Origin of the sequence: Microbacterium sp. BLY, from assembly GCF_017939615.1 — a bacterium.
Lineage (GTDB): Bacteria > Actinomycetota > Actinomycetes > Actinomycetales > Microbacteriaceae > Microbacterium.
The window spans coordinates 2,586,547-2,612,026 of record NZ_JAGKSR010000001.1; the positions used below are offsets into that span (position 1 = coordinate 2,586,547).

The following is a 25,480-nucleotide window of genomic DNA, read 5'->3' on the forward strand; positions in this document are numbered from 1 at the left end:
GAGTAGCGCTCGCCGCCGTCGAGCGTGGGGCGGTCGTGCTGGTCGCTTGGTCACGATGCCGTACCGGGTGAATGCTCGTGGCCCGACGCAGGCGCGATGAGCGACTCCACCTCGCTGAGCGGCTCGGTCCCTGCGACGATCCGACCGTCCTTGAGGAAGAGCGTTCGATCTGCCCACGCCGCATAGCGAGGGTCGTGCGTGACGAGAATGCCACCGCAATCCGGTCCGATCTGCGCTCGAAGGAAAGAGATCACCTCTTCGCCCAGCGCAGAATCCAGCGCTCCGGTCGGCTCATCAGCGAGGATCAGCGAGCGAGACCCCACCACTGCTCTCGCGATTGCGACGCGCTGCCGTTGCCCGCCTGAAAGTCGATCAGGAAACTCATCGCCCCGTTCCGGCAGGCCCAGACGCGCCAGCATGGCGGAGGCGTGCTCCGCTGCTTCGCTCGCCGGAGTCCCGTCAAGCTCCAACGGCAAGGCGACGTTCTCCTTGGCCGTAAGGGAGGACACCAGGTTGTAGTCCTGGAACACGAACCCGATCGACTGTCGGCGCAGCCTCGCACGCTCGGTACTCGAAGCACTCGAGATGTCCACCCCCGCAACGAGCACCCGCCCCGAGGTAGGCGAGTCAAGCGCACCCGCGAGGTTCAGCAGAGTGCTCTTACCCGATCCGCTCGGACCCATCACCGCGACCAACTCGCCATAATCCACTCGGAAACTCACGTCCCGAAGCGCATGCACGAATGTGTCACCCGAGGTGTGCGTGCGAGTTACCCCGGAGAACTCGATCAACGCGGCGCTCACCGTCGGGCACCTTCCTGGTTCTTGTGATGCGTGTGCTCGGGAGCGGGTGCAGGCAGGGGCTTCTCGGCGGATGCTTCGCGAACAAGCGTGGCTTCAACGTGATCGAGCCAACGGATCTCTGCTTCGGTGTGAAAGATGAGAGAGTCACTCAGGAGCTGCCAGGCCATGTCCTGCTCAGCAGCGTGCTTCGCTTGAGCCTTCAGACGCGTGTACTGGTGCAGCATCCGCATCGACTCGGTGCGCTGCCGCTGCACCACGAGGCTCACATCCACACCAGGTGCCGACACTGCGAGCGTCAGCTTGATCGCCAGTTCATCCCGCGTGGGGCGAGAGCGTTCCACCGGAGAGTCCCACCACTCACGCACCGCAGCACGCCCGTCTGGGGTCAGCTTGTAAAGCTCCGAGTCACCACCGGCGTGCGGTTCCACCAGACCGTCACGCTCAAGCCGTTGCAACGTCGTGTACGCCTGCCCGATGTTCAACGGCCACGTCGATCCCGTGCGCGACTCGAACGCTGTCTTCAGTTGGTTCCCGTTCATCGGGCTCTCCGACAGGAGCACCAAGAACGCCTTCGGTATCGACATCACAAATCCCTTACTCAGTAAGCTTTCCTGAACTTACCGAGTAAGGATCCTGCCGTCAAGAATCGCTGGGGAGGGTCCACAGAATCCCTCCGAAGGCTCCGGTCATCCGGGGTCTTCGCTGTTTCCGCCCGTCACAGGACCCTGCCGTCCCCGGGGCGGGAGACGCGCAGCCACCGGTACCCGTACGCGGGAAGCTCCAGCTCCACCCCGCCGTCGTCGTCGAGAGGAACGCGCCGCGCACCGAGGAGGTCGACCAGGGTCGTGCCCGCGGGCTCCTCCCCCAGGCGGAACCGCGTCGTCGCCGGCCGTTCCGCGAAGTTGTGGACGGCGATCGTACGGCCCACATCGGCGTCCAGGGAGTGCACCAGCAGGGCCTCCTGCGGCTGCTCGATGACCGTGAACGTTCCCCATCCCAGCTCGGGCGACACGCGGTAGCGCGCGGTCAGCTCGCGGAGGAAGTGCAGCAGCGAGCCGTGGTCCTCGAGCTGGGCGGCGACGTTCACATGGGTGGGCGCGTACCCGTCCGTCGGCACCGGCGCGACCAGCCGAGAGGGACGCGCATCGGAGAAGCCTCCGTTGCGATCCGCCGACCACTGCATCGGGGTGCGCACGGCCTGCCGTCCCTCGACGGCGATGTTCTCGCCCATCCCGATCTCCTCGCCGTAGAAGAGAACCGGTGTCCCGGGCAGTGTGAAGAGCAGGCTGTAGGCCATCCGGATCCTCCGCGGGTCGCCCTCCAGCATCGGCGGCAGGCGCCGTGTGATGCCGCGGCCGAACACCCGCTGCCCCTCATCCGGCGCGAAGGCTTCGAAGACCTCCTGACGTTCGTCATCGGTGAGCTTGTCGAGGGTGAGCTCATCGTGGTTGCGGAGGAAGTTCGCCCACTGCATCTCCGGACCGAGGACAGGGCGCGCGGTGAGCGCGGCGACGAGCGGGGCGGGATCACGGCGGGCGAGCGACAGATAGAGCACCTGCATGGCCATGAAGTCGAACTGCATGGTCAGCTCGTCGCCGTCCGTGCCCCCGAAATAGGCGCGCTGCTCCTCGTAGGGCAGGTTGACCTCGCCGAGCAGGATCGCCTCGCTGGAACGTCGTTGCAGGAAGCGCCGCATGTCGCGCAGCAACTCATGCGGGTCCGGAAGGTCCGCGGTCTTCGGAACCTCGAGGAGGAACGGGACCGCGTCCACCCGGAATCCCGAGATGCCGAGCTGCAACCAGAACCCGATCACCTTCGCGATCTCGTCCCGGACCACGGGGTTGGCGATGTTGAGGTCGGGCTGGTGCTCGTAGAAGCTGTGCTGGTACCACTGCCCCGACTTCTCGTCCTTCGTCCAGATCCCGTCCGCCTGCCCGGGGAACACCGCGTTCTTCTGCCCCTTCGGCGGCGCATCGTCGCGCCACACGTAGAAGTCCCGATACGGCGAGTCGACACTGCGGAGCGCGGCACGGAACCACGGGTGCCGGTCGGAGGTGTGGTTGACGACGAGGTCGACGATCACGCGGATGCCACGATCGCGGGCCGTGCGGATCACCTCCACGAGGTCGCCGTGGGTGCCGAGACGGGGGTCAACGCCGTAGAAGTCGCTGACGTCGTATCCGTCGTCGAGGTCGGGCGAGGGATAGAACGGCATGAGCCACAGGCACGTCACGCCCAGCTGCGCCAGATAGTCGATCCGCTGCGCGAGACCCCGGAGATCGCCGACGCCGTCGCCGTCCGCATCCAGGAAGGTCTCCACGTCGAGGCAGTAGACGACGGCCGTCTTCCACCAGAGATCGCTCGTGTCGGTGATCTTCATGTGCGCTCCCTCAGAGCCGGCAGGATCTCGGAGGCGGCCGCCTTCAGGAAGAGCGTCTGCTCCCGTCCCACGTGGTGCAGATAGACCCGGTCGAAGCCGATGGCGACGAGCTCCGCGATCCGCTCGGCGAGCGACCCGGCGTCGTGGTCGACGAGCACGGCGGCGCGCAGAGCCTTCTCGTCCACCTCTCCCACCGCCGCGTCGAAGTCTTCCGGCTGCTCGATGTTCCACGCGAGTGGCGGAGTGACGACTCCCTGCCGCCACTGCTCCTTGGCGATCGCGAACGCCTCCGCGTCGTCAGCGCCCCAGCTCAGATGGGTCTGCAGGACGCACGGCCCCTCGCCCCCGGCCGAGCGGTAGGCCTCCACGACCCGCCGGAGCGCGGACGGCTCCTGGGCGACGGTGGCGAGACCGTCCGCCCAGCCGGCCGCCCACTCCGCCGTCTCCGCACTGACGGCGGTGGCGAAGAGCGGCGGCGGCAGAGCCGGACGGGTCCAGACGCGGGCGCGGTGCACCCGTACGAGGCCGTCATGGTCGACCTCCTCACCGGCCAGCAGCCGCCGGATCACGTCCACGCTCTCGCGCAGGCGCGCGTTGCGGACGTCCTTGGCCGGCCAGGCGTCACCGGTCACGTGCTCGTTCATCGCCTCCCCGCTGCCGAGCGCCGCCCAGAACCGCCCGGGGAACATCTCCTCCAGTGTGCCGAACGCCTGCGCGACGATCGCGGGGTGATAACGCTGCCCCGGCGCGTTGACCATGCCGATGGGGAAGCGCGTCCGAGCCAGCGCCGCCGCGATCCAGCTGAACGCGAATCCCGACTCGCCCTGCTCGGGCAGCCACGGCGCCAGGTGGTCGGAGCACATCGCCCCGTCGAAGCCCGCCCACTCCGCGCTGACGACCGCGTCCAGCAGCACGCTGGGCGGGATCTGCTCATGGGAGGCGTGGAATCCGATGAAGACCATACGCCCGAGTCTGGCAAGCCACGACGCTCGGCGGCAGTGGTTGACAGGAGCGCCGGGTGCTGCCAGGTGCCCCGATGTCCGAGGGTGAACATAGGCTGCTCCGGTGCCGAAACCCCGACTTCTCCCCGGCCCCTGCCCACTGTGCGGCAATCTCGCCGGGCAGCGGACGGACGACGCCTGGCACTGCACGCTCTGCGACTGGCGCTATGGGGACTCCCCCGACCCCGACCTGCCGTTCCCGCGGATCGACGTCGTGTACTACCTCCGGTACGACCGCCGGGTGAAGATCGGCACGAGCAGGCAGCCGCGGCGGCGTCTGGCGAGCATCCGTCACGACGAGCTCCTCGCGTTCGAACGGGGCGATCGGACGCGCGAACAGCAACGGCATCGCGAGTTCGCCTCCGCCCGCGAAGGCGGCGAGTGGTTCACGCTGACGCCCGAGATCCGCGCTCACGTCGCGCGCTTGCAACAGGGCGGCGACCCCTGGCACCAGTACGCCCGCTGGCTCAGCGCCGCTCTCCGGGGCTGACACGCCTATCACCGCACGCCGGATCACACCAGGGGATCCCGCCTGCCTCTCGCGACCGGCAGACTCCCGGGGAACGGGCGCAGCCGGCGCCCCGCGTGAGAGGACCGGACATGAACGGACGAGAGAACATCCCCGCCGATGACGTCAGCGCGCAGGATCCGCTGGCCGGAGACGGGAGCGGCGACCCGAACAGCGACCGCCAGTTCCTCCAGGACCTGCCTCCCGCGCAGGTCGACACGGAGCAGCAGCAGGAGCATCAGGCCGACGCCGACGACGAGGAGTAGTCCTCGCGGCCGACGAGGGGCGACCGGATCGGACTCCGGTCGCCCCTCGTCGTGCGCGGGTCAGGGTCAGGCGGTCGCGGTCCGTCCGCGGGCGCTCTGCGGCTGCGGCTGCGAGAACAGCACGACGACGATGACCGCGGCGCCGACGACCACGTGCGGGAGCCAGACGTTCAGGGCCTCCCCCGCGAAGCCGAACAGCCACGGCGACAGCGCCAGGAAGAGGCTCGCGACGATGTCGAAGACGAGGTGCACGGGCATGGGGATCAGGCCGAACGGGCCCCACTCGTACTTCGTGAAGAGGCTGTAGACGATGAGGCCGACACCGAGCACGATCGGGATGACGACGGGGGCTCCGCCCTTGTCGGCGAACCCGAAGAGCCAGGGCGCGGCGATCAGAGCGATTCCGACGACGTAGTCGAGGACTCCATGGACCTTGGTCGGGATGAAACGCATGATTCCTCCTTGGGTGCCGCCGGCGGCGACTCACAGGAAGGTTCGGAGCCCTGCGCCCATCGGATGGGAATGCGGTGCCCGCCTCAGCTCTGCGCCCACCCGTACCGCCGCTGGAGCGCCGCCGCGACCCGCGCGTACCGGGTGCGGTCCAGGGCCGCCGCCTCGCGGCGCAGACCACGCTCATGCACGCTGTAGAGCTGTTCGATGTCGACCCACGATTCGCGGCCCTGCCCGTCCCACTCCCCGCTCCCGATGGAGAGGTAGTCACGGTCGCCGTCATGCGGCCGACTGGTCATCCGGACCGCGTACACCCGCTCGGACGACTGCCGCCCGATCACCAAGACCGGTCGATCCTTGCCGCGGCCGTCGTTCTCCTCGTACGGCACCCAGGTCCAGACGACCTCTCCCGCATCCGGCGCCCCGTCTCGGCGCGGCGCGTAGGCCACGCGGACCGCCGGGATGCGTGCGGCATCGAGCCGCACGGTCTCGGTCCCGCGGGTCTGTCCCGGCTCTGTCCCCGGGTCCCCCGCCGTCGCGGACCGCCGCGCACGCTCCTCGGCCGTCCGCAGACGCGCGTCCGGGCGCCGCGGACCGGGAGAGGTCCGCGACGCCCGGGGGGAGCCCACTGCTCGATGCAGGAGATCCGCGAGTGTCTTCAGGATGCCGTTGCTGGTCGTGCCCACACGGTCACCCTAACCGGCGTCAGGCGTTCGCGAGTGCGTACCCCTCCTCGCCGTGGACGACCTGGTCGACACCGGCGATCTCGTCCTCGTTGGTGATCCGGAAGCCGACCGTCTTCTGGATCGCGAAGCCGATCACCCAGGCGACCACGAAGGAGTAGATCAGCACGCCGGCGGCGGCGATCACCTGCACGGCGAGCTGCCGGGCGTCGCCGCCGACGAACAGGCCGGTGCCGGTGGCGAAGAAGCCGAGGTAGACGGTGCCGATGAGTCCGCCGACGAGGTGGATGCCGACCACGTCGAGCGAGTCGTCGAAGCCGAGGCGGAACTTCAGCTCCACGGCGAGGGCGCAGACGACGCCGGCCACGGCGCCGAGCAGGAGCGACCAGCCCGGGGTGAGGTTGGCGCACGCCGGAGTGATCGCGACGAGACCCGCCACCGCGCCGGAGGCGGCACCGACCGAGGTGGGCTTGCCGTCCTTGATGCGCTCGATGAGGATCCACCCGAGGATGGCGGCCGCGGTCGCACCGAGCGTGTTGAGACCGATGAGGCCGACGCCGCCCATGTCCTCCGCGAGCCACTCGGCACCGGCGTTGAAGCCGAACCAGCCGAACCACAGCAGCGCCGCACCCAGCAGCGTCAGCGGCACGTTGTGCGGCTTGAGGATGCCCTTCTGGAAGCCGATGCGCTTGCCGAGGACCAGGGCCAGGGCCAGGGCGGCGGCGCCGGCGTTGATGTGCACCGCGGTCCCGCCGGCATAGTCGATCACGCCGATGCCGCTGTCCTCACCGAAGAGGGTCGTGCCGAGATTCATGATCCAGCCGCCACCCCACACCCACGCGGCGACCGGGAAGTACCCGACCGTCGCGAAGACGCCGGCGAAGATCAGCCAGCTGCCGAACTTCGCCCGGTCGGCGATGGCGCCCGAGATGAGGGCGACGGTGATGATCGCGAACGTCGCCCCGTAGGCGACGCTCAGGAGGGCGACGTTCGAGCCCTCCCCCGAGGCGAGGCTCGACAGTCCGATGTCCGCGAACGGGTTGCCCGCGAAGGCCGTCGGGCTGTCGACGGCGCTCATGGAGAAGCCGAAGAGAATCCACAGCACGGCGACGAGTCCGATCGAGCCGAAGCTCATCATCATCATGCTGACGACGCTCTTCGCCTTGACGAGACCGCCGTAGAAGAAGGCGACGCCGGGCGTCATGAGCAGCACCAGTGCCGTCGCGGTGATCGCCCACGAGATGTTGCCGGGAGCATCCATAGGAAAACCTCACATCCGAAGTAATTGAGAGCTTCAGTGTGACCACGCACGATTTCGCCCATGCGTGAGGTTTGTTTCCCCGCTGTTACAGCCGCGCTCCGGGTGTGAACATCGCGTTACGCCGGCCTGCGGGCTTACGCAGAATGCGTGAGCGCGTTGAGCCGGGAGATGGCGCGCAGGTACTTCTTGCGGTAGCCGCCGGCGAGCATCTCCTCGGAGAACACGGCATCCAGTCCGAGGCCGGTGGCGAGGATCGGGATCTGTGCGTCGTACACGCGGTCGACGAAGGCGACGAAGCGCAGCGCCTCCGACTGGTCGGTGAGCTGGCGCACGCCGCGGAGCCCGACCCGCTCCAGGCCGTCGATGAGACGGATGTACCGGGACGGGTGGACCTGGGCCAGATGGCGGATGAGATCGTCGAACGCGTCGTCCGACACCGTTCCGTCGGCCGACGCCGCCGCGACCGCCTCGTCGTAGCCCGCGTCGTCGAGAACCACGGCGTGTCCGTCGATCGCACGCTGACGGAAGTCGACACCGTCGATCCGCAGGGTCTGGAAGCTGTCCGACATCGCGTGGATCTCGCGGAGGAAGTCCTGCGCGGCGAAGCGCCCCTCACCGAGGGCGTTCGGCGGGGTGTTGGAGGTCGCGGCGAGACGCGTGCCGGTGGGCACCAGCTCCCCCAGCAGACGCGTCATGACCATGGTGTCGCCCGGGTCGTCGAGTTCGAACTCGTCGATGCAGAGCAGGTCGGCCCCCTTGAGCAGATCCACGGTGTTCTTGTACCCGAGCGCGCCGACGAGCGCCGTGTACTCGATGAACGAGCCGAAGTACTTCCGCCGGGCCGGCATGGCGTGATAGATCGAGGCGAGCAGGTGGGTCTTCCCGACGCCGAAGCCGCCGTCGAGGTACACCCCGGGCTTCAGCTCGGGTTCCTTCTTCGCCCGGCTGAACAGCCCGCCTCTCTTGACCGGGCCTCCGCGGCCGGCGAAACGGAGCAGCGTCTGCTTCGCGTCCTCCTGCGACGGGTAGGCGGGGTCCACCCGGTAGCTGTCGAACGTGGCGTCGTCGAACTGCGGCGGCGGCACCAGGCTCGCGAGCATCTCGGGTCCGGTGACCGTCGGCGTGCGATCGGTCAGGTGGACGGTTCCGGTACGGGTGGTCGGGTCAGTCATCGCGGTCCTGAATCAGGCGGCGGCCTGTGTCGAAGTCTTACGGATCGGGTCCCGGGGGCGCGCGGAGGATCTATCGTCGAAGGGACGGATCCACACTACGCCGTCCGCACCGCCCGCTCGCCCGCTCACCGCTCCGGAGACCCCATGGCCATCGAGTTCGACTCCTCCTCCCCGAAGTTCGCCGAGTACGCCGAGCCCGGCCGTCTGGTCACGACCGAGTGGCTGGCCGCGCATCTGTGCGAGCCCGGCCTCGTGGTGGTGGAGTCCGACGAGGACGTGCTCCTCTACGAGACCGGGCACATCCCGGGTGCGGTGAAGGTCGACTGGCACACCGAGCTGAACGACCCGGTCGTGCGCGACTACGTCGACGGCGAGGGCTTCGCCGCCCTCCTCAGCCGCAAGGGCATCGCGCGCGACGACACGGTCGTCATCTACGGCGACAAGAACAACTGGTGGGCGGCCTACGCGCTGTGGGTGTTCTCCCTCTTCGGGCATGAGGACGTGCGACTGCTCGACGGCGGCCGCGACCGCTGGATCGCCGAGGGCCGGGAGCTGACCCGCGAGGCGACGACGCGTCCCGCCACGGAGTACCCGGTGGTCGAGCGGGACGACACGGCCATCCGCGCCTACAAGGAGGACGTGCTCGCTCACATCGGCCAGCCCCTCATCGACGTGCGCTCGCCCGAGGAGTACAGCGGAGAGCGCACCACCGCTCCTGCTTACCCGGAGGAGGGAGCGCTGCGCGCCGGCCACATCCCCACCGCGCAGAGCGTGCCGTGGGCGAAGGCCGTCGCCGAGGACGGCGGCTTCAAGAGCCGCGCCGAGCTCGACGCCATCTACCGCGACGGTGCCGGGCTGCAGGACGGCGACGACGTCGTGGCGTACTGCCGCATCGGGGAGCGCTCCAGCCACACGTGGTTCGTGCTCCGACACCTGCTCGGGTTCGAGAAGGTGCGCAACTACGACGGGTCGTGGACGGAATGGGGCAGCGCGGTGCGCGTGCCGATCGTCACCGGCACGGAGCCCGGCACGGCCTGAGATGGGAGAATGGCGGGGATGAACGCACCTGCACTGCCCGAGACCCTCGCCGAGATCCGCGACGGCTTCCTGGAGACCCCGGAGGCCGATCGCCTGCTGCTGCTCCTGGAGTACGCGGACGAACTCCCGGCGGTGTCGGACGAGGTCGCGACGCACCCCGAGATGGCGGAACGCGTCGCCGAGTGCCAGTCGCCGGTCTACATCTACGTCGAGGTGCACGACGATGTCGTGACCATGCATGCGACGGCGCCCCCGGAGGCGCCGACCACACGCGGATTCGCCAGCATCCTCGTGCAGGGCATCACCGGACTGACCACGGATGAGGTTCTGGCGATCCCTGAGGATTATCCGCAGTCGATCGGGCTGACGAAGGCGGTGTCACCGCTGCGGATCGGCGGCATGACCGGCATGTTGATGCGCGCCAAGAACCAGGTCAGGCAGAAGCGCTGAATCCCTGGGCCGCGAGCCACTCCGAGATGGCCGTGGTCCACCCCTTCTCGTCGTAGTTCCAGAGCTTCGTGTGCCGGGCGACGGTGAAGCGCGGCATGGTGACCAGGTCCGGCCGCGTCTCCTGCAGCGCGTGGGAGGCATCCGCGGGGACGAAGCCGTCATCATCGCTGTGCAGGATGAGGATCGGCGCCCGCAGCTCGTCAGCGCGCGCGACCATGTCCAGCCGGTCGAACAGGATGGGCTCGTCCGCGCCGCTGAGCTTCGCCGTGAGCGGCAGCTGCAAAGCCCCCATCGCGAGCGCGGGCAGCGGCTCGCGCACCCGGGCGACCTGAGCCTGGAACCGCAGCACCGTGCGCCAGTCCACGACCGGCGATTCGAGGATGATCCCCGCAATGCGGTCACGATGGCCGGAGTTGACCGCAGCCTGCAGGGAGACCGCGCCGCCCATGGACCAGCCCATGAGCACGACCCGCTCCGCGCCGTGACGGAGCGCGTAGGCGATCGCGGCGTCGACGTCGCGCCATTCCGACGCCCCGAGCGCATAGGCGCCCGCCTTGGTCCGCGGGGCCTCGCCGTCGTTGCGGTACGACACCACGAGAGTGGGCAGCCCGGCCGCCTTCATCACCGGGACGGCGCGGAGGCACTCGGCCCGTGTGGTGCCGCGACCGTGCACCTGGATGGCCCAGGTCGAGGAGTCTCCGGGGAAGAACCAGGCGGGACACGGCCCGGCCGGGGAGCCGATGAGCACGTTCTCCCATCGCAGGTGCAGTTCGCTCGGCGACATGTAGTAGCTGCCGCTGAACGAGGCGGCGCGGTCCACCCTGGCACCGGGTTCGATCTTGGTGAGCAGCTTGCGCCGCACGGTCGTGCTGTCGGCGCTGAGGACGGCGCCGAGCTTCACGTAACCGTACGTCCCCGTGGTGAAGAGACCGTATCGACCCGGCAGTTCTGTGTCGAGCGTGCGCCGGAGCTCGATCGTCTGCGCGCCGGTGTCGATCGCGAGGATCTCGGTGTCCAGGAGGCGGCTCCGCAAGGGCGTCACGACGCGGCGCGCGACCGCGATCACGAGCAGGCCGACGGCGGCGCCCAGGGCGAGGAGCGCGGGGACAACGATCGCAACGGCGTGCCTGAGACTCTTCATCGCCTTCCGACTCTAGCCTGTTGCCGTGACCGCACACCCCGAGGCCGGGACGCCCTTCGACGCCGCCGTCGCCGAACTGCGCGCGACCGCGTTCCGCGACGACATCGCGGTCCGCGAGATCCCGACGCCGCAGAACCTGGCGCCCTTCGCGATCGCGCTCTCCGCGGACGTCCGTCCCGGTGAGGACGGCGACTCCGTGTACGGGACGGGACGGTTCATCCTGTTGCACGATCCGGACGAGCCCGACGCCTGGGGAGGAGCCTGGCGCATCGTGATCTTCGCCCAGGCCCCTTTGGAGACCGAGATCGGCACCGATCCACTGCTCGCGGACGTCACGTGGTCCTGGCTCGTGGACGCGCTCGACTCGCGGGAGGCGATCTATCACTCCCCGTCCGGCACCTCGACCAAGACGCTGTCCAAGGGATTCGGCGGTCTCGCCGACGAGGGCGACGGTGCACAGATAGAATTGCGGGCGTCCTGGACTCCGGACGGCCCGTTCCGACCGCACGTCGAAGCATGGGCCGAGCTGGTCGGAATGCTGGCGGGGCTTCCGCCGGGATCCGAGGGCATCGCCGTGATCGGCGCGCGAAAGGCTGTACGTGACTGAATACTCCGTGATCTCCGATACCGAGGAGTTCCGTGCGGCGTGCGCCGCGCTCGCTGCGGGCACCGGCCCCGTCGCCGTCGATGTGGAGCGGGCATCCGGCTTCCGCTATTCGCAGCGGGCGTACCTGGTGCAGGTCTTCCGCCGCGACGCCGGGGTGTTCCTCTTCGACCCCCCGGCGCTCGGCGACTTCGCACCGCTCCAGAGCGCGATCGGCGACCTCGAGTGGGTGCTGCACGCCGCCAGCCAGGATCTGCCCTCGCTGCGTGAGCTGCACCTGGACCCGAAGGAGATCTTCGATACCGAGCTCGCCTCCCGACTGCTCGGGCACGACAGGGTGGGGCTGGCCGCCGTGGTCGAGGACACCCTGGGCATCACGCTGAAGAAGGAGCACTCGGCCGCCGACTGGTCCACGCGTCCGCTCCCGGACTCGTGGCTCGAGTACGCGGCACTCGACGTCCTCCATCTCATCGACGTGCGCGACGCCCTGGTGGCCGAGCTCGAGGAGCAGGGCAAGAGCGAGTTCGCGGCACAGGAGTTCGCCGCCACGCTCGCGCGTGCCCCGAAGCCCCCGCGCGAAGACCCGTGGCGCCGGCTGAGCGGGCTCCACCAGGTCCGCGGCGCGCGCAACCTCGCCGTCGCGCGCGCACTGTGGGAGGCGAGGGAGACGTACGCGCAGCAGCAGGACGTCTCCCCCGGACGTCTCGTCCCGGATCGCTCTCTCGTCGCCGCCGTCCTCGCCAACCCCGCCTCGAAGCAGGCCCTGGCCGGCGTCAAGGAGTTCCAGGGTCGGGCGAGCCGCACGCAGCTCGACCGGTGGTGGCAGGCGATCGTCGAGGGGCGTGCCGCGGAGACCCTGCCACGCGAGCGTGTGCCGAGCGATGCGCTCCCCCCGCCTCGCGCCTGGAGCGATCGCAACCCGGAGGCTGATGCGCGGCTGAAGGCGGCGCGTCCCGCCGTGGAGGCCGTCGCAGAAGAGCTTGGCATGCCGACGGAGAACCTCCTGACGCCGGAGTACCTGCGCCGGATCGCCTGGGACGCCCCCGGCACCACGGCGGAGGAGATCGGCGACGCGCTGTCGGCCCTCGGCGCGCGCCCGTGGCAGGTTGAACAGACTGCACAGAAGATCGCTGACGCCTTCGTAGAGGCGGCACAATCGCCTGACACGACGTCCGCGACCGCTTCGTAGGTTCGATCCAACCGATTCCTCCCGGTTTCCGGCCGTTCATAGACTGAGGCCACCGCACAAACTTGGAGGCAGAGTGGCCGAGATCTCGGACGTCTACTTCGTCGATGGAGTGCGCACCCCGTTCGGGCGCGCCGGCGAAAAAGGCATGTACTGGAACACCCGCGCGGATGACCTCGCCGTCAAGGCGACCATCGGCCTGATGGAGCGCAACGCGGCCGTGCCGGCGGACCGCATCGACGACGTCGCGATCGCCGCGACGAGCCAGACCGGCGACCAGGGACTGACCCTCGGCCGCTCGGTGGCGATCCTCGCCGGGCTCCCCCAGACCGTCCCCGGACTTGCCGTCGAGCGCATGTGCGCCGGCGCGATGACGAGCGTGACGACGATGGGCGCCTCGATCGGCGTGGGCATGTACGACCTGGCGATCGCCGGCGGTGTCGAGCACATGGGCCACCACCCCATCGGCTCGAACGCCGACCCGAACCCCCGCTTCGTGGCGGAGAAGATGGTCGACCCCGGCGCCCTCAACATGGGGGTCACCGCCGAGCGGATCTTCGACCGCTTCCCCCACCTCACCAAGGAGCGCTCCGATCGCTACGGCATGCGGAGCCAGCAGAAGGTGCAGGCCGCCTACGACGCCGGCAAGATCCAGCCCGACCTCGTGCCGGTCGCGATCAAGGGCGCCGACGGCGCCTGGGGCCTCGCCACCGAGGATGAGGGCCGCCGTCCGCAGACCACGATGGAGGACCTCGCGGGTCTCAAGACGCCGTTCCGGCCGCACGGACGCGTGACCGCGGGCACCTCGTCGCCGCTCACCGACGGCGCCACCATGTCGCTGCTCGCCGGCGGCGGGGCGGTGAAGGAGTTCGGCCTCGCCCCCAAGATGCGGATGGTGTCGTTCGCGTTCGCCGGCGTACAGCCCGAGATCATGGGCATCGGCCCGATCCCGTCCACGGAGAAGGCGCTCAAGAAGGCCGGTCTCGACATCTCCGACATCGGTCTGTTCGAGCTCAACGAGGCGTTCGCGATCCAGGTCATCTCCCTCCTCGACCACTTCGGCATCGACGACGACGACCCCCGGGTGAACCCGTGGGGCGGCGCGATCGCGGTCGGCCACCCGCTGGCCGCCTCCGGTGTCCGTCTCATGATCCAGCTCGCCGCGCAGTTCGCCGAGCGTCCCGACGTGCGTTACGGCCTGACGGCGATGTGCGTCGGCCTCGGGCAGGGCGGATCGGTCATCTGGGAGAACCCGCACTACGACGGAAAGAAGAAGAAGTGAGCTACGACGACGTCGACTTCTCGCCCATCCAGGCACTCACCGAGGGAGAGGTCGTCACGCACTCCCCCGTGCGCGACATCCGCCTCGCGTCAGGTAAGGTCCTCGCGCTGATCACCCTGGACAACGGTCGTGACCACACGCGCCCGAACACCCTGGGCCCGGCCACCCTCACCGAACTCGGCGCGACGCTGGACGGCCTCGCGGCCCGAGCGGCGGCCGGGGAGATCCAGGCGGTCGGTATCACCGGCAAGCAGTACATCATGGCCGCCGGCGCCGACCTCTCGGACATCAGCAAGGTCGGCTCGCGGGACAACGCGCGTCTGATCGCCCAGCTCGGCCACAAGGTGCTCGGAACGCTCAGCGAGCTCGGCGTCCCGTCGTTCGCGTTCGTGAACGGGCTCGCGCTCGGCGGTGGCCTCGAGATCGCCCTGAACTCCACCTACCGCACGGTCGACGCCTCGGCGGCCGCCGTCGCCCTCCCCGAGGTCTTCCTGGGCATCATTCCCGGCTGGGGTGGCGCGTACCTGCTGCCGAACCTCATCGGCATCGAGAACGCCCTCGAGGTCGTGATCTCCAACCCGCTCAAGCAGAACCGCATGCTGAAGCCGCAGCAGGCGTTCGACCTCGGCATCTTCGACGCGATCTTCCCGGCCGCGAACTACCTCGAGAACTCGCTGGCGTGGGCGGATGCCGTCCTCGGCGGTAAGAAGGTCGAGCGGAGGAACGAACCGGGCAAGATCGAGCGACTCACGAAGTGGCCGATCGCCATCAAGATGGCGCGCGGCATGCTCGAGTCCAAGATCGGTACCGTTCCGAAGTCGCCGTACGCCGCGCTCGACCTGCTCGACAAGGCGAAGAGCGGCACCAAGGCGGAGGGCTTCGCCCGCGAGGACGAGGCCCTGGCCGAGCTCGTGACCGGCGACCAGTTCGCCGCGTCGATGTACGCGTTCGACCTCGTGCAGAAACGGGCCAAGCGCCCGGTCGGCGCTCCCGACAAGCAGCTCGCCCGGAAGGTCACCAAGGTCGGCATCATCGGTGCCGGTCTCATGGCCAGCCAGTTCGCCCTGCTGTTCGTGCGCAAGCTCCAGGTGCCGGTGCTCGTCACCGACCTGGACCAGGCGCGCGTCGACAAGGGAGTCGCCTACATCCACGAGGAGATCGGCAAGCTGGAAGGCAAGGGCCGCATCGACGCCGACACGGCGAACAAGCTGCGCGGCCTCGTCACGGGCACCACGGACAAGAGCCTCTACGCGGACTGCGACTTCGTCATCGAGGCCGTGTTCGAGGAGGTCGGCGTCAAGCAGCAGGTGTTCGGTGAGATCGAGAAGATCATCGCGGAGGACGCGGTGCTCGCGACGAACACCTCGTCGCTGTCGGTCGAGGAGATCGGCGCGAAGCTCGCCCACCCCGAGCGCCTCGTCGGCTTCCACTTCTTCAACCCGGTCGCGGTCATGCCGCTGATCGAGATCGTGAAGACACCGACGACCGCCGACGCGGCGCTGTCGACCGCTTTCGTCGTCGCGAAGAACCTCGGCAAGAACGCCGTGCTCACCGCCGACGCCCCCGGGTTCGTGGTGAACCGTCTGCTCGCCAAGGTGATGGGCGAAGCCGCGCGGGCCGTCTACGAGGGCACCCCCATCGCCGACGTCGAGAAGGCGTTCGCGCCGCTCGGTCTACCGATGGGGCCCTTCCAGCTCATCGATCTGGTCGGCTGGAAGGTCGCCGCGCACGTGCAGGACACGATGGTGCGGGCGTTCCCTGACCGGTTCTACGCGAACGAGAACTTCCATGCCCTGGCCGAGCTCGACCAGGTGGTCGAGAAGGACAAGGGCGGGCGCGTGGTCGGGTGGACGAAGCAGGCCGAGAAGGTGCTCAAGCCGGCTGTCGGCAAGAGTCCGGCGTCGGCGGCCACCATCCTGCAGCGCGTGCAGGACGGGCTCGCCACCGAGATCAAGCTCATGCTGGACGAGGGCGTCGTCCCGGAGGTGGAGGACATCGACCTCTGCCTCATCCTCGGCGCCGGCTGGCCGTTCATCGACGGAGGCGCCTCGCCCTACCTCGACCGCGAGGGTGCGTCCGAGCGCGCGTTCGGCGGCTCGTTCCACACCCCGCAGATCCGGGGTATCGAAAGCCGCTGATCCTGTTCCCGACGGGGGTCGCGCCGGCGGCGCGGCCCCCGTCGTCGTCCGTGGGGACGGGCCCGGACGACAGCACGCGCGTCGCCGCCGCCTCGGAACGGATGCGCGCGACAGTGAGCGCTGCGCACTCTCGGCCCCGCCCGAGGGCGCGCCGGGTCAGTGGCGTTCGTGGAGCGGGAGCTCGATCGCGCCGGTCTCGCCGGCGTGGCGGGCCTTCGGGATGCGAGTGCCCAGCACCTGTGCCACCACGTCCTGCGCGATCTTGGAGGCCGTCAGCCCGGCGTCCGCGAGGATCTGGTCGCGGGACGCGTGGTCGATGAACTCGTCCGGGAGGCCGAGTTCGTCCACGGCGGTGTCGATGCCCGCCTCGCGCAGCACCTGCCGCACGCGCGTCCCGATGCCACCGACGCGGATGCCGTCCTCGAGGGTGATCACGAGGCGGTGCCGTGCGGCGAGCTCGACGACGGACGGCTGCACGGGAATCGCCCAGCGCGGATCGATCACCGTCGCCCCGATCCCCTGCGCACGGAGCCGCTCGGCGACATCCACCGCCAGTGCGGCGAACGGGCCGATAGCGACGATGAGGACGTCCTCGCCCTCGCCGCGCGCGAGCACGTCCACGCCGTCCACGAGGCGTTCGACAGCCGGCAGGTCGGCGGAGACGTCGCCCTTCGGGAAGCGGATCACGGTGGGGGCGTCCTCCACCGCGACGGCCTCGTCCAGCGCCTCGGTGAGACGCGCGCCGTCGCGAGGAGCGGCGATGCGGATATGCGGGACGATCTGCAGCATCGCGAGGTCCCACATCCCGTGGTGGCTCGGCCCGTCCGGTCCGGTCACACCGGCGCGATCGAGCACGAAGGTGACCCCGGCCCGGTGCAGGGCGACGTCCATGAGCACCTGGTCGAAGGCGCGTCCCATGAAGGTGGCATAGACGGCGACGACCGGATGCAGGCCGCCGTACGCGAGCCCGGCCGCGGAGGCCACCGCGTGCTGCTCCGCGATCCCCACGTCGTAGACCCGGTCGGGGAAGCGCTCAGCGAACGGCGCGAGACCGGTCGGCCGGAGCATGGCCGCCGTGATCGCGATCACGTCAGAGCGCCGCTCACCGACCTTCACGAGCGCGTCCGAGAACACGTCCGTCCACCCGCGGCCGCCCGAGGACAGGGTCTCCCCCGTCGTCGGGTCGATCTTGCCGACCGCATGGAACTGGTCGGCCTCGTCGTCGCGGGCCGGCTGATAGCCGCGGCCCTTCTCGGTGATCGCGTGCACGATGACGGGCGCGCCGTACGACTTCGCCAGCTCCAGGGTCTCCAGCAGTGCGGGCAGATCGTGTCCGTCGACGGGACCGAGGTACTTGATGTCGAGGTTGGAGTACAGCGCCTCGTTGTTCGTGAAGCGCGAGAGGAAGCCATGCGTGCCGCCCCGCACACCGCGGAACACCGCGCGCCCCATCGGACCGAACGCGCGGAACAGCCGGTCCGACTTGTGGTGGAGGTCCTTGTAGGCCGCGGCGGTGCGCACCCTGTTGAGGAAGCGCGACATGCCGCCGATGGTCGGCGCGTAGGAGCGCCCGTTGTCGTTGACGACGATGATGAGGTTGCGGTCGTTGTCGTCGGAGATGTTATTCAGCGCCTCCCACGTCATGCCACCGGTCAGCGCGCCGTCGCCCACCACGGCTATCACGTGGCGATCGGCGCGTCCGGTGGCGGTCAGCGCGCGCGACACGCCGTCGGCCCAGCTGAGCGAGCTGGATGCATGGGAGGACTCGACCACGTCGTGCGGGCTCTCCGCGCGCTGCGGATAGCCCGCCAGGCCGTCGCGGACGCGCAGCTTCGAGAAGTCCTGGCGGCCCGTGAGGATCTTGTGCACGTAGGACTGGTGTCCCGTGTCGAAGATGAACGGGTCGTCCGGCGAGGAGAACACGCGATGCAGAGCGATGGTCAGCTCCACGACGCCGAGGTTGGGGCCCAGGTGCCCCCCGGTCTGAGAGACGTTCTCGACGAGGAAGGCGCGGATCTCGGAGGCAAGTTCTTCCAATTGCTCTGGCGACAGCCGATCCAGATCGCGCGGTCCAGAGATGCTCGGAAGAATGGGCATCTGCGCCTCCTCACAGGCTTCGACGGAGCGTCCGAACGGGTGCGGGCGCCATCCTGATCCTACCGCTCGGAGCCGGGAAACCCCCGAGCGCGAGAGGCCCTTGACACGGCGAAGGGGCCCGTGTCCGCAGACACGGGCCCCTTCGTCACAGGGTTCAGACCAGCGAGCGCAGCACGTACTGCAGGATGCCGCCGTTGCGGTAGTAGTCCGCCTCACCGGGGGTGTCGATGCGGACGACCGCGTCGAACTCCACCGGCTGCTTGCCCTCGGGCGAGTGCTCGCTCGGGGTGGCGGTGACCTTGACCGTCTTCGGGGTGACGCCGTTGTTGAGCTCCTCGAGGCCCGTGATCGAGACGATCTCGGTGCCGTCGAGACCCAGCGACTCCCAGCTCTCGCCTTCCGGGAACTGCAGCGGGACGACGCCCATGCCGATGAGGTTGGAGCGGTGGATGCGCTCGAAGCTCTCGGTGATCACGGCCTTGACGCCCAAGAGGCTCGTGCCCTTGGCCGCCCAGTCGCGGGACGAGCCGGAGCCGTACTCCTTGCCGCCGAAGACGACGAGCGGGGTGCCCTGCTCGGCGTAGTTCATGCACGCGTCGTAGATGTACGACTGCGGCCCACCCGGCTGGGTGAAGTCACGGGTGAAGCCACCCTCGACGACCTGGCCGTCGTTCACGGCGGAGACCATGAGGTTCTTCAGGCGGATGTTCGCGAACGTCCCGCGGATCATCACCTCGTGGTTGCCGCGGCGCGAGCCGAAGGAGTTGAAGTCCTTACGGTCGACGCCGTGCTCCGTCAGGTACTGCGCGGCGGGCGTGCCCGGCTTGATGTTGCCGGCCGGGGAGATGTGGTCGGTGGTGACCGAGTCGCCGAGCGTCGCCATGACGCGGGCACCCTCGATGTCCTTCACCGGCGTGAGCTCCATCGTCATGCCGTCGAAGTACGGCGCCTTGCGCACGTAGGTCGAGTTCTCGTCCCACTGGAACGTGTCGTCGTCCGGCGTGGGCAGGTTGCGCCAGCGCTCGTCACCGTCGAACACGGTGGCGTACTGCTTGATGAACTGGTCGCGCGAGATCGACGAGTCGACGATCTCCTGCACCTCCTCCGGGGAGGGCCAGATGTCCTTGAGGAAGACGTCGTTTCCGTCCGCGTCCTTACCCAGGGCGTCGGTCTCGAAGTCGAAGTGCATCGAGCCGGCGAGGGCGTAGGCGATGACCAGCGGCGGGCTCGCCAGGTAGTTCATCTTCACGTCCGGGCTGATCCGGCCCTCGAAGTTCCGGTTGCCCGAGAGGACGGCCGTGACCGCGAGGTCGTGCGAGTTGATCGCCTCGGAGACCTCTTCGATCAGCGGACCCGAGTTCCCGATGCAGATCGTGCAGCCGTAGCCGACCGTGTAGAAGCCGAGGCCCTCGAGATCCTTGTCGAGTCCGGACTTCTCGTAGTAGTCGGTGACGACCTTCGAGCCGGGACCGAGCGTGGTCTTGACCCACGGCTTCTGCTTCAGGCCCTTCTCCCGCGCCTTGCGGGCGAGGAGACCGGCCGCGATCATCACGGACGGGTTGGAGGTGTTGGTGCACGACGTGATGGCGGCGAGGGTGACGGCGCCATTGTCGAGGGTGTACTTCTCACCCTCGGGCGTCGTGACCGGGACGGGGTTCGACACGTTGGCCGGCGCACCGCTGCTGATGTGCACGGGACGCGTGGACGGCTCCTCCTCGCCGGGCACCTGGCCCGGGTCGGACGCCGGGAACGAGTGCTTCGACTCGAGGTCGACGATGTCCTCGCTCGTCGACGGCGTGGCGTAGTTCAGGATGTCCTGCTCGAACTGCGTCTTCGCTTCGGAGAGGAGGATGCGGTCCTGCGGGCGCTTCGGGCCGGCGATGGACGGCACGACGGTGCCGAGGTCCAGCTCCATGTACTCGCTGAAGACGGGCTCGTGGGAGGCGTCGTGCCAGAGCTTCTGCTCCTTGGCGTAGGCCTCGACGAGCGCGACGGCCTCCTCGCTGCGACCGGTGAGTCGCAGGTAGTCGAGGGTGACGTCGTCGATCGGGAAGATGGCGGCGGTCGAGCCGAACTCGGGCGACATGTTGCCGATCGTCGCGCGGTTGGCCAGCGGCACCGACGCGACGCCCTCGCCGTAGAACTCGACGAACTTACCGACCACGCCGTGCTTGCGCAGCATGTCGGTGATGGTCAGCACCACGTCGGTCGCGGTCACGCCGGCGGGGATCTCACCCGAGAGCTTGAAGCCGACGACGCGCGGGATGAGCATCGACACGGGCTGACCGAGCATGGCTGCCTCGGCCTCGATGCCGCCGACGCCCCAGCCGAGGACGCCCAGGCCGTTGACCATCGTGGTGTGCGAGTCGGTGCCGACACACGTGTCGGGGTATGCCCGCAGCACGCCGTCGACCTCGCGGTCGTAGATGACCTTGGCCAGGTGCTCGATGTTCACCTGGTGCACGATGCCGGTGCCCGGGGGGACCACCTTGAAGTCGCTGAACGCGGTCTGGCCCCAGCGGAGGAACTGGTACCGCTCGCCGTTGCGCTCGTACTCGATCTCGACGTTGCGCTCGAGGGCGTTCTCACTGCCGAAGAGGTCGGCGATGACGGAGTGGTCGATGACCATCTCGGCCGGCGAGAGCGGGTTGATCTTGTTCGGGTCGCCGCCGAGCGCCGTCACGGCCTCGCGCATGGTGGCGAGGTCGACGATGCAGGGCACACCGGTGAAGTCCTGCATGACCACGCGCGCCGGCGTGAACTGGATCTCGGTGTTGGGCTCCGCGTTCGCGTCCCACGACCCGAGCGCCTCGATCTGCGCCTTCGTCACGTTCGCGCCGTCCTCGGTGCGAAGCAGGTTCTCCAGGAGGACCTTGAGGCTGAAGGGGAGCTTGTCGAAACCGGGCACCGTGTCGATGCGGAAGATCTCGTAGTCGGTACTGCCGACCGTCAGGGTGCTCTTGGCACCGAAGCTGTTCACCGTGGACACGAATCCGTCTCCTTCTATTCGGATGGGAGCGACAGGCGCCTCCATCTTGCTCGCCGGTGCGGCCACGCGGCTAGCAAGGGGGACCTAACCAGTCTGCTCCGCGCTGGTCACCGGCGAAAGCCCGTGATTTATCTTGATGTCGAGATAAATCTATCACGCCGGGACGTCGTCGTCGTGCGCCGACGCGCGGGGGTACAGCGCACGGACGACGAGCCAGGTCACAGCGATGAGGGGCGCGAACAGCGGTAGTCCCATCACGAGCTTGAGGGTGCCGAGGGCGGTGACGTCACCGGCCAGATACAGCGGGAACTGCACCGCGAGGCGCGCGAAGAAGAGAGCAGCCCAGGCGATCCCGAGCCAGAAGAACGCGCGTCGCTTGCGCCGATCCGCGCGCCACGCGGTGCCCTCCCCCATGAGGAAGCCCACGGCGAGTCCGATCACCGACCATCCGATGAGGGCGGAGACGAGGATCACGGAACCGTAGACGGCGTTGGTGATCAGCCCGGGCACGAAGTTGTCCTCACCGCGCCCGGTCCACAGGGCGAGGCCGGCCGCGGCGACCGCCGCGACGAGCCCGCCGAGGGCGGCGGACGGCGGGGACTTCTGCACCAGGCGGACGACGGTGAACACGGCGGCGAGACCGACGGACACGCCGAGCGGCAGCAGCAGGGGCTCCGGCCGGAGGGTGAAGAGGATCACGAAGGCGAGGCTCGGCAGCACCGACTCCAGGATCCCGCGCCAGCCGCCCATCGCCGACCAGACGACCTTATGCGTGCTCGCGCTCTCGGCCGGATCGAGTCCGGCCTTGCGCGCGGCGCCGCCGAGCGCCGCCCCGAGGATCTCCGACGCGCTCTGCGTGCGCGGCTCCTCGGCCTCCGGCGTGCTCACGCCGAACCCGGCGTCGCCGGCATCTTCAGCGGGATGAGGTCGCGCGGTGGCATGGGTGCGCCTCCGCGCACCACGACGATCGAACGGAAGAGGTCTTCCACCTTCTCGGCGGCCTCGGGGTCGGACGCGGCCGCACCGCCGATCACGCCGCGGAGGAACCAGCGCGGACCATCGATGCCGATGAACCGGGCCAGACGCAGGCCGGAGCCCTCGCTGGCGGCGGCGGGGACCTCGGCGAGGAGCTCCTTGCCGAGTGGCCCCTCGCGCTCCTCGACGCGACCGCCCTGGGCCTTGACCTGGTCCCGGAGCTGAACCCGGGTCTCGTCCCAGAGACCGCCGCTGCGCGGCGCCGCGAACGGCTGCACCTGAAGGGACGACTCGGCGTAGTCGAGCCCGACCGCCACGATGCGCTTGCTCTGCTCCTCGACCTCGAGACGCAGGTTCAGGCCCTCACGGGGAAGGATCTTGATCCCGCCGAGGTCGATGTAGGGGCGGACGGGGTTCGCCTCGGAGTCGTCGAACGGGCCCTCGGTGGCGCGGTTCTCCGGCGCCGACTTGGAGGGAGTGTCGTTGCTGTCGGTCATTTCGCCTGTCCTGCTTCGTTCTGAGGGGTCTGTGCCTGGTAGCCGGTCGAGCCGAATCCGCCGGCGCCGCGGACGCTGTCCGGCAGTTCATCGACCAGGAGGAACCGCGCCCGCGTGACGGGCATGACGATCAACTGCGCGATGCGATCGCCGACGGCGACATCGTACGCGCTGTGGATGTCCGTGTTGATCAGGCTGACCTTGATCTCACCCCGGTAGCCGGCATCCACGGTCCCCGGGGAGTTCACGATCGAGATCCCGTGCTTCGCGGCGAGACCGCTGCGCGGCACGACGAAGGCCGCGTAGCCGTCGGGAAGCGCGATCCGGACGCCGGTCGGTACCAGGGCCCGCTCCCCCGGCTCCAGCCGCACGGCCTCGGCCGCGACCAGATCGGCCCCGGCGTCGCCCGGATGCGCGTAGCCGGGGACCGCAGCGGCGATAATGGGGACATCAACGGAATCGGTCACCCCATGAGGCTAATGCAGAACCCCGCAACGGACGCACGTCCCCGCTACCGCGAACGACTGGCCCCCAGCCTGTGGCTGCTGGTCACCATCGCGCTGGCCGGGCCGATGGTCTCCCTGATCTTCGTGCCGGTCGGCTCGACGTTCGCCCTACTCCTCGGCGGCGTCGTCTCCGCCGTCCTGGTCGTCGCCGCCATCGCCCTCACCCCGGTCGTCGAGGTGCAGGACGGCGTGCTCCGCGCCGGACGCGCGCACATCGACGTCCGGTACCTCGGCGACCCGGTGGCGCTGACCGGAGCCGAGGCGCGCGATGCTCGCGGTCCGGAGCTCCCCGCCCGCGGATGGCATCTCATCCGCGGCGGCATCGACGGCATCGTCGTCGTGCCCAACACCGACGAGGCCGATCCCGTCGTCGCCTGGACCATCTCCACCCGCACGCCCGACCGGCTCGCCGCAGCCATCCGCGCCGCCCGCGGCTGAATCCGCCGGAGACGACAGCGCGCCCCTGACCGGATGGTCGGGGGCGCGTGGGGCGTCGCTCGGAGGACTGCTCAGGCAGCGCACTCCTTGCAGATGGGGCCGTCGGGTCCCTCGTGGTCGAGCTGCGAGCGATGCTTCACGAGGAAGCAGCTCATGCAGGTGAACTCGTCCTGCTGCGCGGGCAGCACGACGACGTCCAGCTCGAGGTCGGAGAGATCCGCGCCAGGGAGATCGAAGTTCGACGGGTTGTCGGAGTCCTCGTCTCCGGTCGTGCCGGACAGCTTGTCCGGCACACGCTCCTTGAGGGCTTCGATCGACTCGGAGTCGTCTTCACTCTTTCGGGGAGCGTCGTAATCGGTTGCCATGCGGTGAATCTCCACTTTCATGGTGCGAGTGGGCGGGTGCGCCGTCGGGTAATCGGCGGCCATAGTTTGCATGACCGGCGGGCGTTTCGCAAATGCCCGACCATGCGACAGGGCAAACTCACGGCACGCCCGCCGTATTCCCTGTTCCGGGCCCCCTCCCGTGACACCATGAACCCACACCCATCAGAGGGGCATTCGCATGGAAAACGTCACCATCGTCGGCACAGAGGCAGGAGTGCTCGTCCTCGCGACCGAGGCGGGCGAGCGGTTCGCGCTGCCCATCGACGCCGTGCTGCAACGGGAGATCCGCCGCGCGACCCGCCAGGCCGAGCCGGCCGCCCAGAAGCTCGCCGCCAGCCCGCGCGACATCCAGGCGCAGATCCGCGCCGGCTTGACCGCCACCGAGGTCGCCGAGCTCCTCGGCATCAGCGTCGACGACGTCGCCCGGTTCGAGGGTCCGGTCCTCGCCGAGCGGGAGCACATCATCGGCCAGGCCCTCGCGGTCCCCGTCCTCATCGGCAGCGAGGTGGAGCCGGACGCCCAGCCCACCTTCGGCGCCGCCGTCCGTGCCAAGCTCGCCGAGGTCGACGCGACCTCCGAGCGCTGGGCCAGCTGGAAGGAGGAATCCGGCTGGATCATCAAGCTGGAGTTCTCCGCCAACGACGTCGAGCATGATGCCCGCTGGAGCTTCGACCCCCGGCGCAGTGCCCTCTCGCCCCTGAACGCCGACGCAACGCAGCTCTCCCGCCAGGGTTCGCTGCCGGAAGGTCTGATCCCCCGGCTGCGAGCCGTGGAAGCCGACCGCGCCACCTCGCCGTACAAGGACGACAGCCGGTTCGACTCCGGCGCCTTCGGACCGCGCCTCGTGCCCTCGCCCGCTCCGGAGCAGGACGAGCCGACCCAGCCCGAGCGGTCGGCGCCCGCGGTCCAGGACGCCGCGATCAACCGCGCGCCCGACTCCCCCTCGACGAGCCCGGAGACCGCCGACCTCTTGGAGGCCCTGCGCCGCCGCCGCGGACAGCGCGAGCCCTCGCCCGTCGAGCACGACAGCGAGGACGGTCAGGACGAGTCCGATCCGATCGCCCTGTTCGCCGCGCTGGAGGAGCCGGATGACGAGCCTCCCGCGCCCGAGCCGACTCCGCGTCAGCCGACCGCCGGTGAGCCCGGGGACGGCGGCGGACGTCGACGTCGGCGGAACGCGATGCCGTCCTGGGACGAGATCGTCTTCGGAGCGCGCACCGACGAGTGAG

The 25,480-nt window shown here is 69.2% G+C and carries 25 protein-coding genes; 10 read left to right on the forward strand and 15 right to left on the reverse strand.

The features are described 5' to 3' along the window. Positions 1 to 50: 50 nt before the first annotated feature. From KAF39_RS12680 to KAF39_RS12695, 4 genes are all read right to left on the reverse strand, one after another. Positions 51 to 803, reverse strand: a complete 753-nt coding sequence (locus KAF39_RS12680) for an ABC transporter ATP-binding protein (protein WP_210677573.1) — start codon at positions 801 to 803, stop codon at positions 51 to 53. Further along, on the reverse strand, positions 800 to 1,387 hold the full coding sequence (locus tag KAF39_RS12685; protein WP_210677574.1) for a PadR family transcriptional regulator: 588 nt from the start codon (positions 1,385 to 1,387) through the stop codon (positions 800 to 802). The genes KAF39_RS12680 and KAF39_RS12685 overlap by 4 nt, the downstream gene beginning before the upstream one ends. A 131-nt stretch (positions 1,388 to 1,518) precedes the next feature. Then, positions 1,519 to 3,183: an alpha-amylase family protein gene (locus tag KAF39_RS12690; RefSeq protein ID WP_210677575.1), complete on the reverse strand. Its 1,665-nt coding sequence runs from the start codon at positions 3,181 to 3,183 to the stop codon at positions 1,519 to 1,521. After that, the gene (locus KAF39_RS12695) at positions 3,180 to 4,145 is read right to left on the reverse strand and encodes a TIGR03885 family FMN-dependent LLM class oxidoreductase (protein WP_210677576.1); all 966 of its coding nucleotides are present in this window, start codon (positions 4,143 to 4,145) and stop codon (positions 3,180 to 3,182) included. Before KAF39_RS12695 ends, KAF39_RS12690 begins: the two co-directional genes overlap by 4 nt. A gap of 103 nt (positions 4,146 to 4,248) precedes the next feature. Here KAF39_RS12695 and KAF39_RS12700 point away from each other — a divergent pair, with 103 nt between their 5' ends. Then, positions 4,249 to 4,674 (forward strand): GIY-YIG nuclease family protein, encoded by a 426-nt coding sequence (locus KAF39_RS12700; protein WP_210677577.1) that lies wholly within the window; start codon positions 4,249 to 4,251, stop codon positions 4,672 to 4,674. A 110-nt stretch (positions 4,675 to 4,784) separates the two neighbouring features. Then, positions 4,785 to 4,958 carry a hypothetical protein gene (locus tag KAF39_RS12705; protein ID WP_210677578.1) on the forward strand — a complete coding sequence of 58 codons (174 nt, stop codon included), beginning with the start codon at positions 4,785 to 4,787 and terminating at the stop codon, positions 4,956 to 4,958. 66 nt (positions 4,959 to 5,024) lie between these two features. Here KAF39_RS12705 and KAF39_RS12710 read toward each other — a convergent pair whose 3' ends face one another. The 4 genes from KAF39_RS12710 to zapE form a co-directional block, all read right to left on the reverse strand. Continuing rightward, on the reverse strand, positions 5,025 to 5,411 hold the full coding sequence (locus KAF39_RS12710) for an SPW repeat protein (protein WP_210677579.1): 387 nt from the start codon (positions 5,409 to 5,411) through the stop codon (positions 5,025 to 5,027). A gap of 83 nt (positions 5,412 to 5,494) precedes the next feature. Continuing rightward, the gene (locus KAF39_RS12715) at positions 5,495 to 6,094 is read right to left on the reverse strand and encodes a type II toxin-antitoxin system PemK/MazF family toxin (RefSeq protein WP_307805209.1); all 600 of its coding nucleotides are present in this window, start codon (positions 6,092 to 6,094) and stop codon (positions 5,495 to 5,497) included. A gap of 19 nt (positions 6,095 to 6,113) precedes the next feature. Continuing rightward, positions 6,114 to 7,352, reverse strand: a complete 1,239-nt coding sequence (locus KAF39_RS12720; RefSeq protein WP_210677580.1) for an ammonium transporter — start codon at positions 7,350 to 7,352, stop codon at positions 6,114 to 6,116. Between the two features lie 134 nt (positions 7,353 to 7,486). Further along, entirely contained in the window at positions 7,487 to 8,524 is a 1,038-nt protein-coding gene (gene zapE, locus KAF39_RS12725; protein WP_210677581.1) for a cell division protein ZapE, read from the reverse strand. Between the two features lie 144 nt (positions 8,525 to 8,668). On the opposite strand from zapE, the gene KAF39_RS12730 reads away from it, so the two are divergent. Continuing rightward, positions 8,669 to 9,562, forward strand: a complete 894-nt coding sequence (locus KAF39_RS12730; RefSeq protein WP_210677582.1) for a sulfurtransferase — start codon at positions 8,669 to 8,671, stop codon at positions 9,560 to 9,562. A gap of 18 nt (positions 9,563 to 9,580) precedes the next feature. Then, positions 9,581 to 10,012: a SufE family protein gene (locus tag KAF39_RS12735; RefSeq protein ID WP_210677583.1), complete on the forward strand. Its 432-nt coding sequence runs from the start codon at positions 9,581 to 9,583 to the stop codon at positions 10,010 to 10,012. On the opposite strand, the gene KAF39_RS12740 is transcribed toward KAF39_RS12735, so the two are convergent. Further along, positions 9,996 to 11,153, reverse strand: a complete 1,158-nt coding sequence (locus tag KAF39_RS12740) for a S9 family peptidase (protein ID WP_210677584.1) — start codon at positions 11,151 to 11,153, stop codon at positions 9,996 to 9,998. The two genes, KAF39_RS12735 and KAF39_RS12740, sit on opposite strands and share 17 nt — an antisense overlap. Before the next feature lie 25 nt (positions 11,154 to 11,178). On the opposite strand from KAF39_RS12740, the gene KAF39_RS12745 reads away from it, so the two are divergent. The 4 genes from KAF39_RS12745 to KAF39_RS12760 all read left to right on the forward strand — a co-directional run bounded on the left by KAF39_RS12745 (position 11,179) and on the right by KAF39_RS12760 (position 16,363). Then, the gene (locus KAF39_RS12745) at positions 11,179 to 11,760 is read left to right on the forward strand and encodes a DUF3000 domain-containing protein (RefSeq protein WP_210677585.1); all 582 of its coding nucleotides are present in this window, start codon (positions 11,179 to 11,181) and stop codon (positions 11,758 to 11,760) included. Next, entirely contained in the window at positions 11,753 to 12,946 is a 1,194-nt protein-coding gene (locus KAF39_RS12750; RefSeq protein WP_210677586.1) for an HRDC domain-containing protein, read from the forward strand. Before KAF39_RS12745 ends, KAF39_RS12750 begins: the two co-directional genes overlap by 8 nt. Positions 12,947 to 13,019: 73 nt before the next feature. Further along, positions 13,020 to 14,225 (forward strand): thiolase family protein, encoded by a 1,206-nt coding sequence (locus KAF39_RS12755; protein WP_210677587.1) that lies wholly within the window; start codon positions 13,020 to 13,022, stop codon positions 14,223 to 14,225. Then, complete coding sequence (locus tag KAF39_RS12760) at positions 14,222 to 16,363, forward strand: 3-hydroxyacyl-CoA dehydrogenase NAD-binding domain-containing protein (protein WP_210677588.1); 2,142 nt, start codon at positions 14,222 to 14,224, stop codon at positions 16,361 to 16,363. Before KAF39_RS12755 ends, KAF39_RS12760 begins: the two co-directional genes overlap by 4 nt. Before the next feature lie 156 nt (positions 16,364 to 16,519). On the opposite strand, the gene dxs is transcribed toward KAF39_RS12760, so the two are convergent. The 5 genes from dxs to dut all read right to left on the reverse strand — a co-directional run bounded on the left by dxs (position 16,520) and on the right by dut (position 23,388). Then, the gene (gene dxs, locus KAF39_RS12765) at positions 16,520 to 18,460 is read right to left on the reverse strand and encodes a 1-deoxy-D-xylulose-5-phosphate synthase (RefSeq protein WP_210677589.1); all 1,941 of its coding nucleotides are present in this window, start codon (positions 18,458 to 18,460) and stop codon (positions 16,520 to 16,522) included. 154 nt (positions 18,461 to 18,614) lie between these two features. After that, entirely contained in the window at positions 18,615 to 21,449 is a 2,835-nt protein-coding gene (locus KAF39_RS12770) for an aconitate hydratase (protein ID WP_374093738.1), read from the reverse strand. 153 nt (positions 21,450 to 21,602) lie between these two features. Beyond that, positions 21,603 to 22,337 carry a DUF3159 domain-containing protein gene (locus KAF39_RS12775; protein ID WP_210677590.1) on the reverse strand — a complete coding sequence of 245 codons (735 nt, stop codon included), beginning with the start codon at positions 22,335 to 22,337 and terminating at the stop codon, positions 21,603 to 21,605. Beyond that, a complete protein-coding gene (locus KAF39_RS12780) occupies positions 22,334 to 22,921 on the reverse strand; it encodes a DUF3710 domain-containing protein (protein ID WP_210677591.1) in 588 nt (195 codons plus the stop codon). Before KAF39_RS12780 ends, KAF39_RS12775 begins: the two co-directional genes overlap by 4 nt. After that, positions 22,918 to 23,388, reverse strand: a complete 471-nt coding sequence (gene dut, locus KAF39_RS12785) for a dUTP diphosphatase (RefSeq protein WP_210677592.1) — start codon at positions 23,386 to 23,388, stop codon at positions 22,918 to 22,920. The genes KAF39_RS12780 and dut overlap by 4 nt, the downstream gene beginning before the upstream one ends. Before the next feature lie 12 nt (positions 23,389 to 23,400). Between dut and KAF39_RS12790 the strand changes: the two genes are divergently transcribed. After that, positions 23,401 to 23,865, forward strand: coding sequence for a DUF3093 family protein (locus tag KAF39_RS12790; protein WP_210677593.1), 465 nt, complete (start codon positions 23,401 to 23,403; stop codon positions 23,863 to 23,865). 71 nt (positions 23,866 to 23,936) lie between these two features. Here KAF39_RS12790 and KAF39_RS12795 read toward each other — a convergent pair whose 3' ends face one another. Next, entirely contained in the window at positions 23,937 to 24,230 is a 294-nt protein-coding gene (locus KAF39_RS12795; protein WP_025103572.1) for a DUF4193 domain-containing protein, read from the reverse strand. Between the two features lie 199 nt (positions 24,231 to 24,429). On the opposite strand from KAF39_RS12795, the gene sepH reads away from it, so the two are divergent. Then, positions 24,430 to 25,479 (forward strand): septation protein SepH, encoded by a 1,050-nt coding sequence (gene sepH / locus KAF39_RS12800; RefSeq protein WP_210677594.1) that lies wholly within the window; start codon positions 24,430 to 24,432, stop codon positions 25,477 to 25,479. The last annotated feature ends 1 nt before the right edge of the window (position 25,480 follow it).

Coding starts and splice junctions, on each gene's coding strand:
- KAF39_RS12790 (WP_210677593.1), top strand. CDS start 23,401: ATGCAGAACCCCGCAACGGACGCACGTCCCCGCTACCGCGAACGACTG.
- KAF39_RS12690 (WP_210677575.1), bottom strand. CDS start 3,183: ATGAAGATCACCGACACGAGCGATCTCTGGTGGAAGACGGCCGTCGTC.
- KAF39_RS12795 (WP_025103572.1), bottom strand. CDS start 24,230: ATGGCAACCGATTACGACGCTCCCCGAAAGAGTGAAGACGACTCCGAG.
- KAF39_RS12780 (WP_210677591.1), bottom strand. CDS start 22,921: ATGACCGACAGCAACGACACTCCCTCCAAGTCGGCGCCGGAGAACCGC.
- KAF39_RS12730 (WP_210677582.1), top strand. CDS start 8,669: ATGGCCATCGAGTTCGACTCCTCCTCCCCGAAGTTCGCCGAGTACGCC.
- zapE (WP_210677581.1), bottom strand. CDS start 8,524: ATGACTGACCCGACCACCCGTACCGGAACCGTCCACCTGACCGATCGC.
- KAF39_RS12710 (WP_210677579.1), bottom strand. CDS start 5,411: ATGCGTTTCATCCCGACCAAGGTCCATGGAGTCCTCGACTACGTCGTC.
- sepH (WP_210677594.1), top strand. CDS start 24,430: ATGGAAAACGTCACCATCGTCGGCACAGAGGCAGGAGTGCTCGTCCTC.
- KAF39_RS12695 (WP_210677576.1), bottom strand. CDS start 4,145: ATGGTCTTCATCGGATTCCACGCCTCCCATGAGCAGATCCCGCCCAGC.
- KAF39_RS12705 (WP_210677578.1), top strand. CDS start 4,785: ATGAACGGACGAGAGAACATCCCCGCCGATGACGTCAGCGCGCAGGAT.
- KAF39_RS12740 (WP_210677584.1), bottom strand. CDS start 11,153: ATGAAGAGTCTCAGGCACGCCGTTGCGATCGTTGTCCCCGCGCTCCTC.
- KAF39_RS12735 (WP_210677583.1), top strand. CDS start 9,581: ATGAACGCACCTGCACTGCCCGAGACCCTCGCCGAGATCCGCGACGGC.
- KAF39_RS12685 (WP_210677574.1), bottom strand. CDS start 1,387: ATGTCGATACCGAAGGCGTTCTTGGTGCTCCTGTCGGAGAGCCCGATG.
- KAF39_RS12720 (WP_210677580.1), bottom strand. CDS start 7,352: ATGGATGCTCCCGGCAACATCTCGTGGGCGATCACCGCGACGGCACTG.
- dxs (WP_210677589.1), bottom strand. CDS start 18,460: ATGCCCATTCTTCCGAGCATCTCTGGACCGCGCGATCTGGATCGGCTG.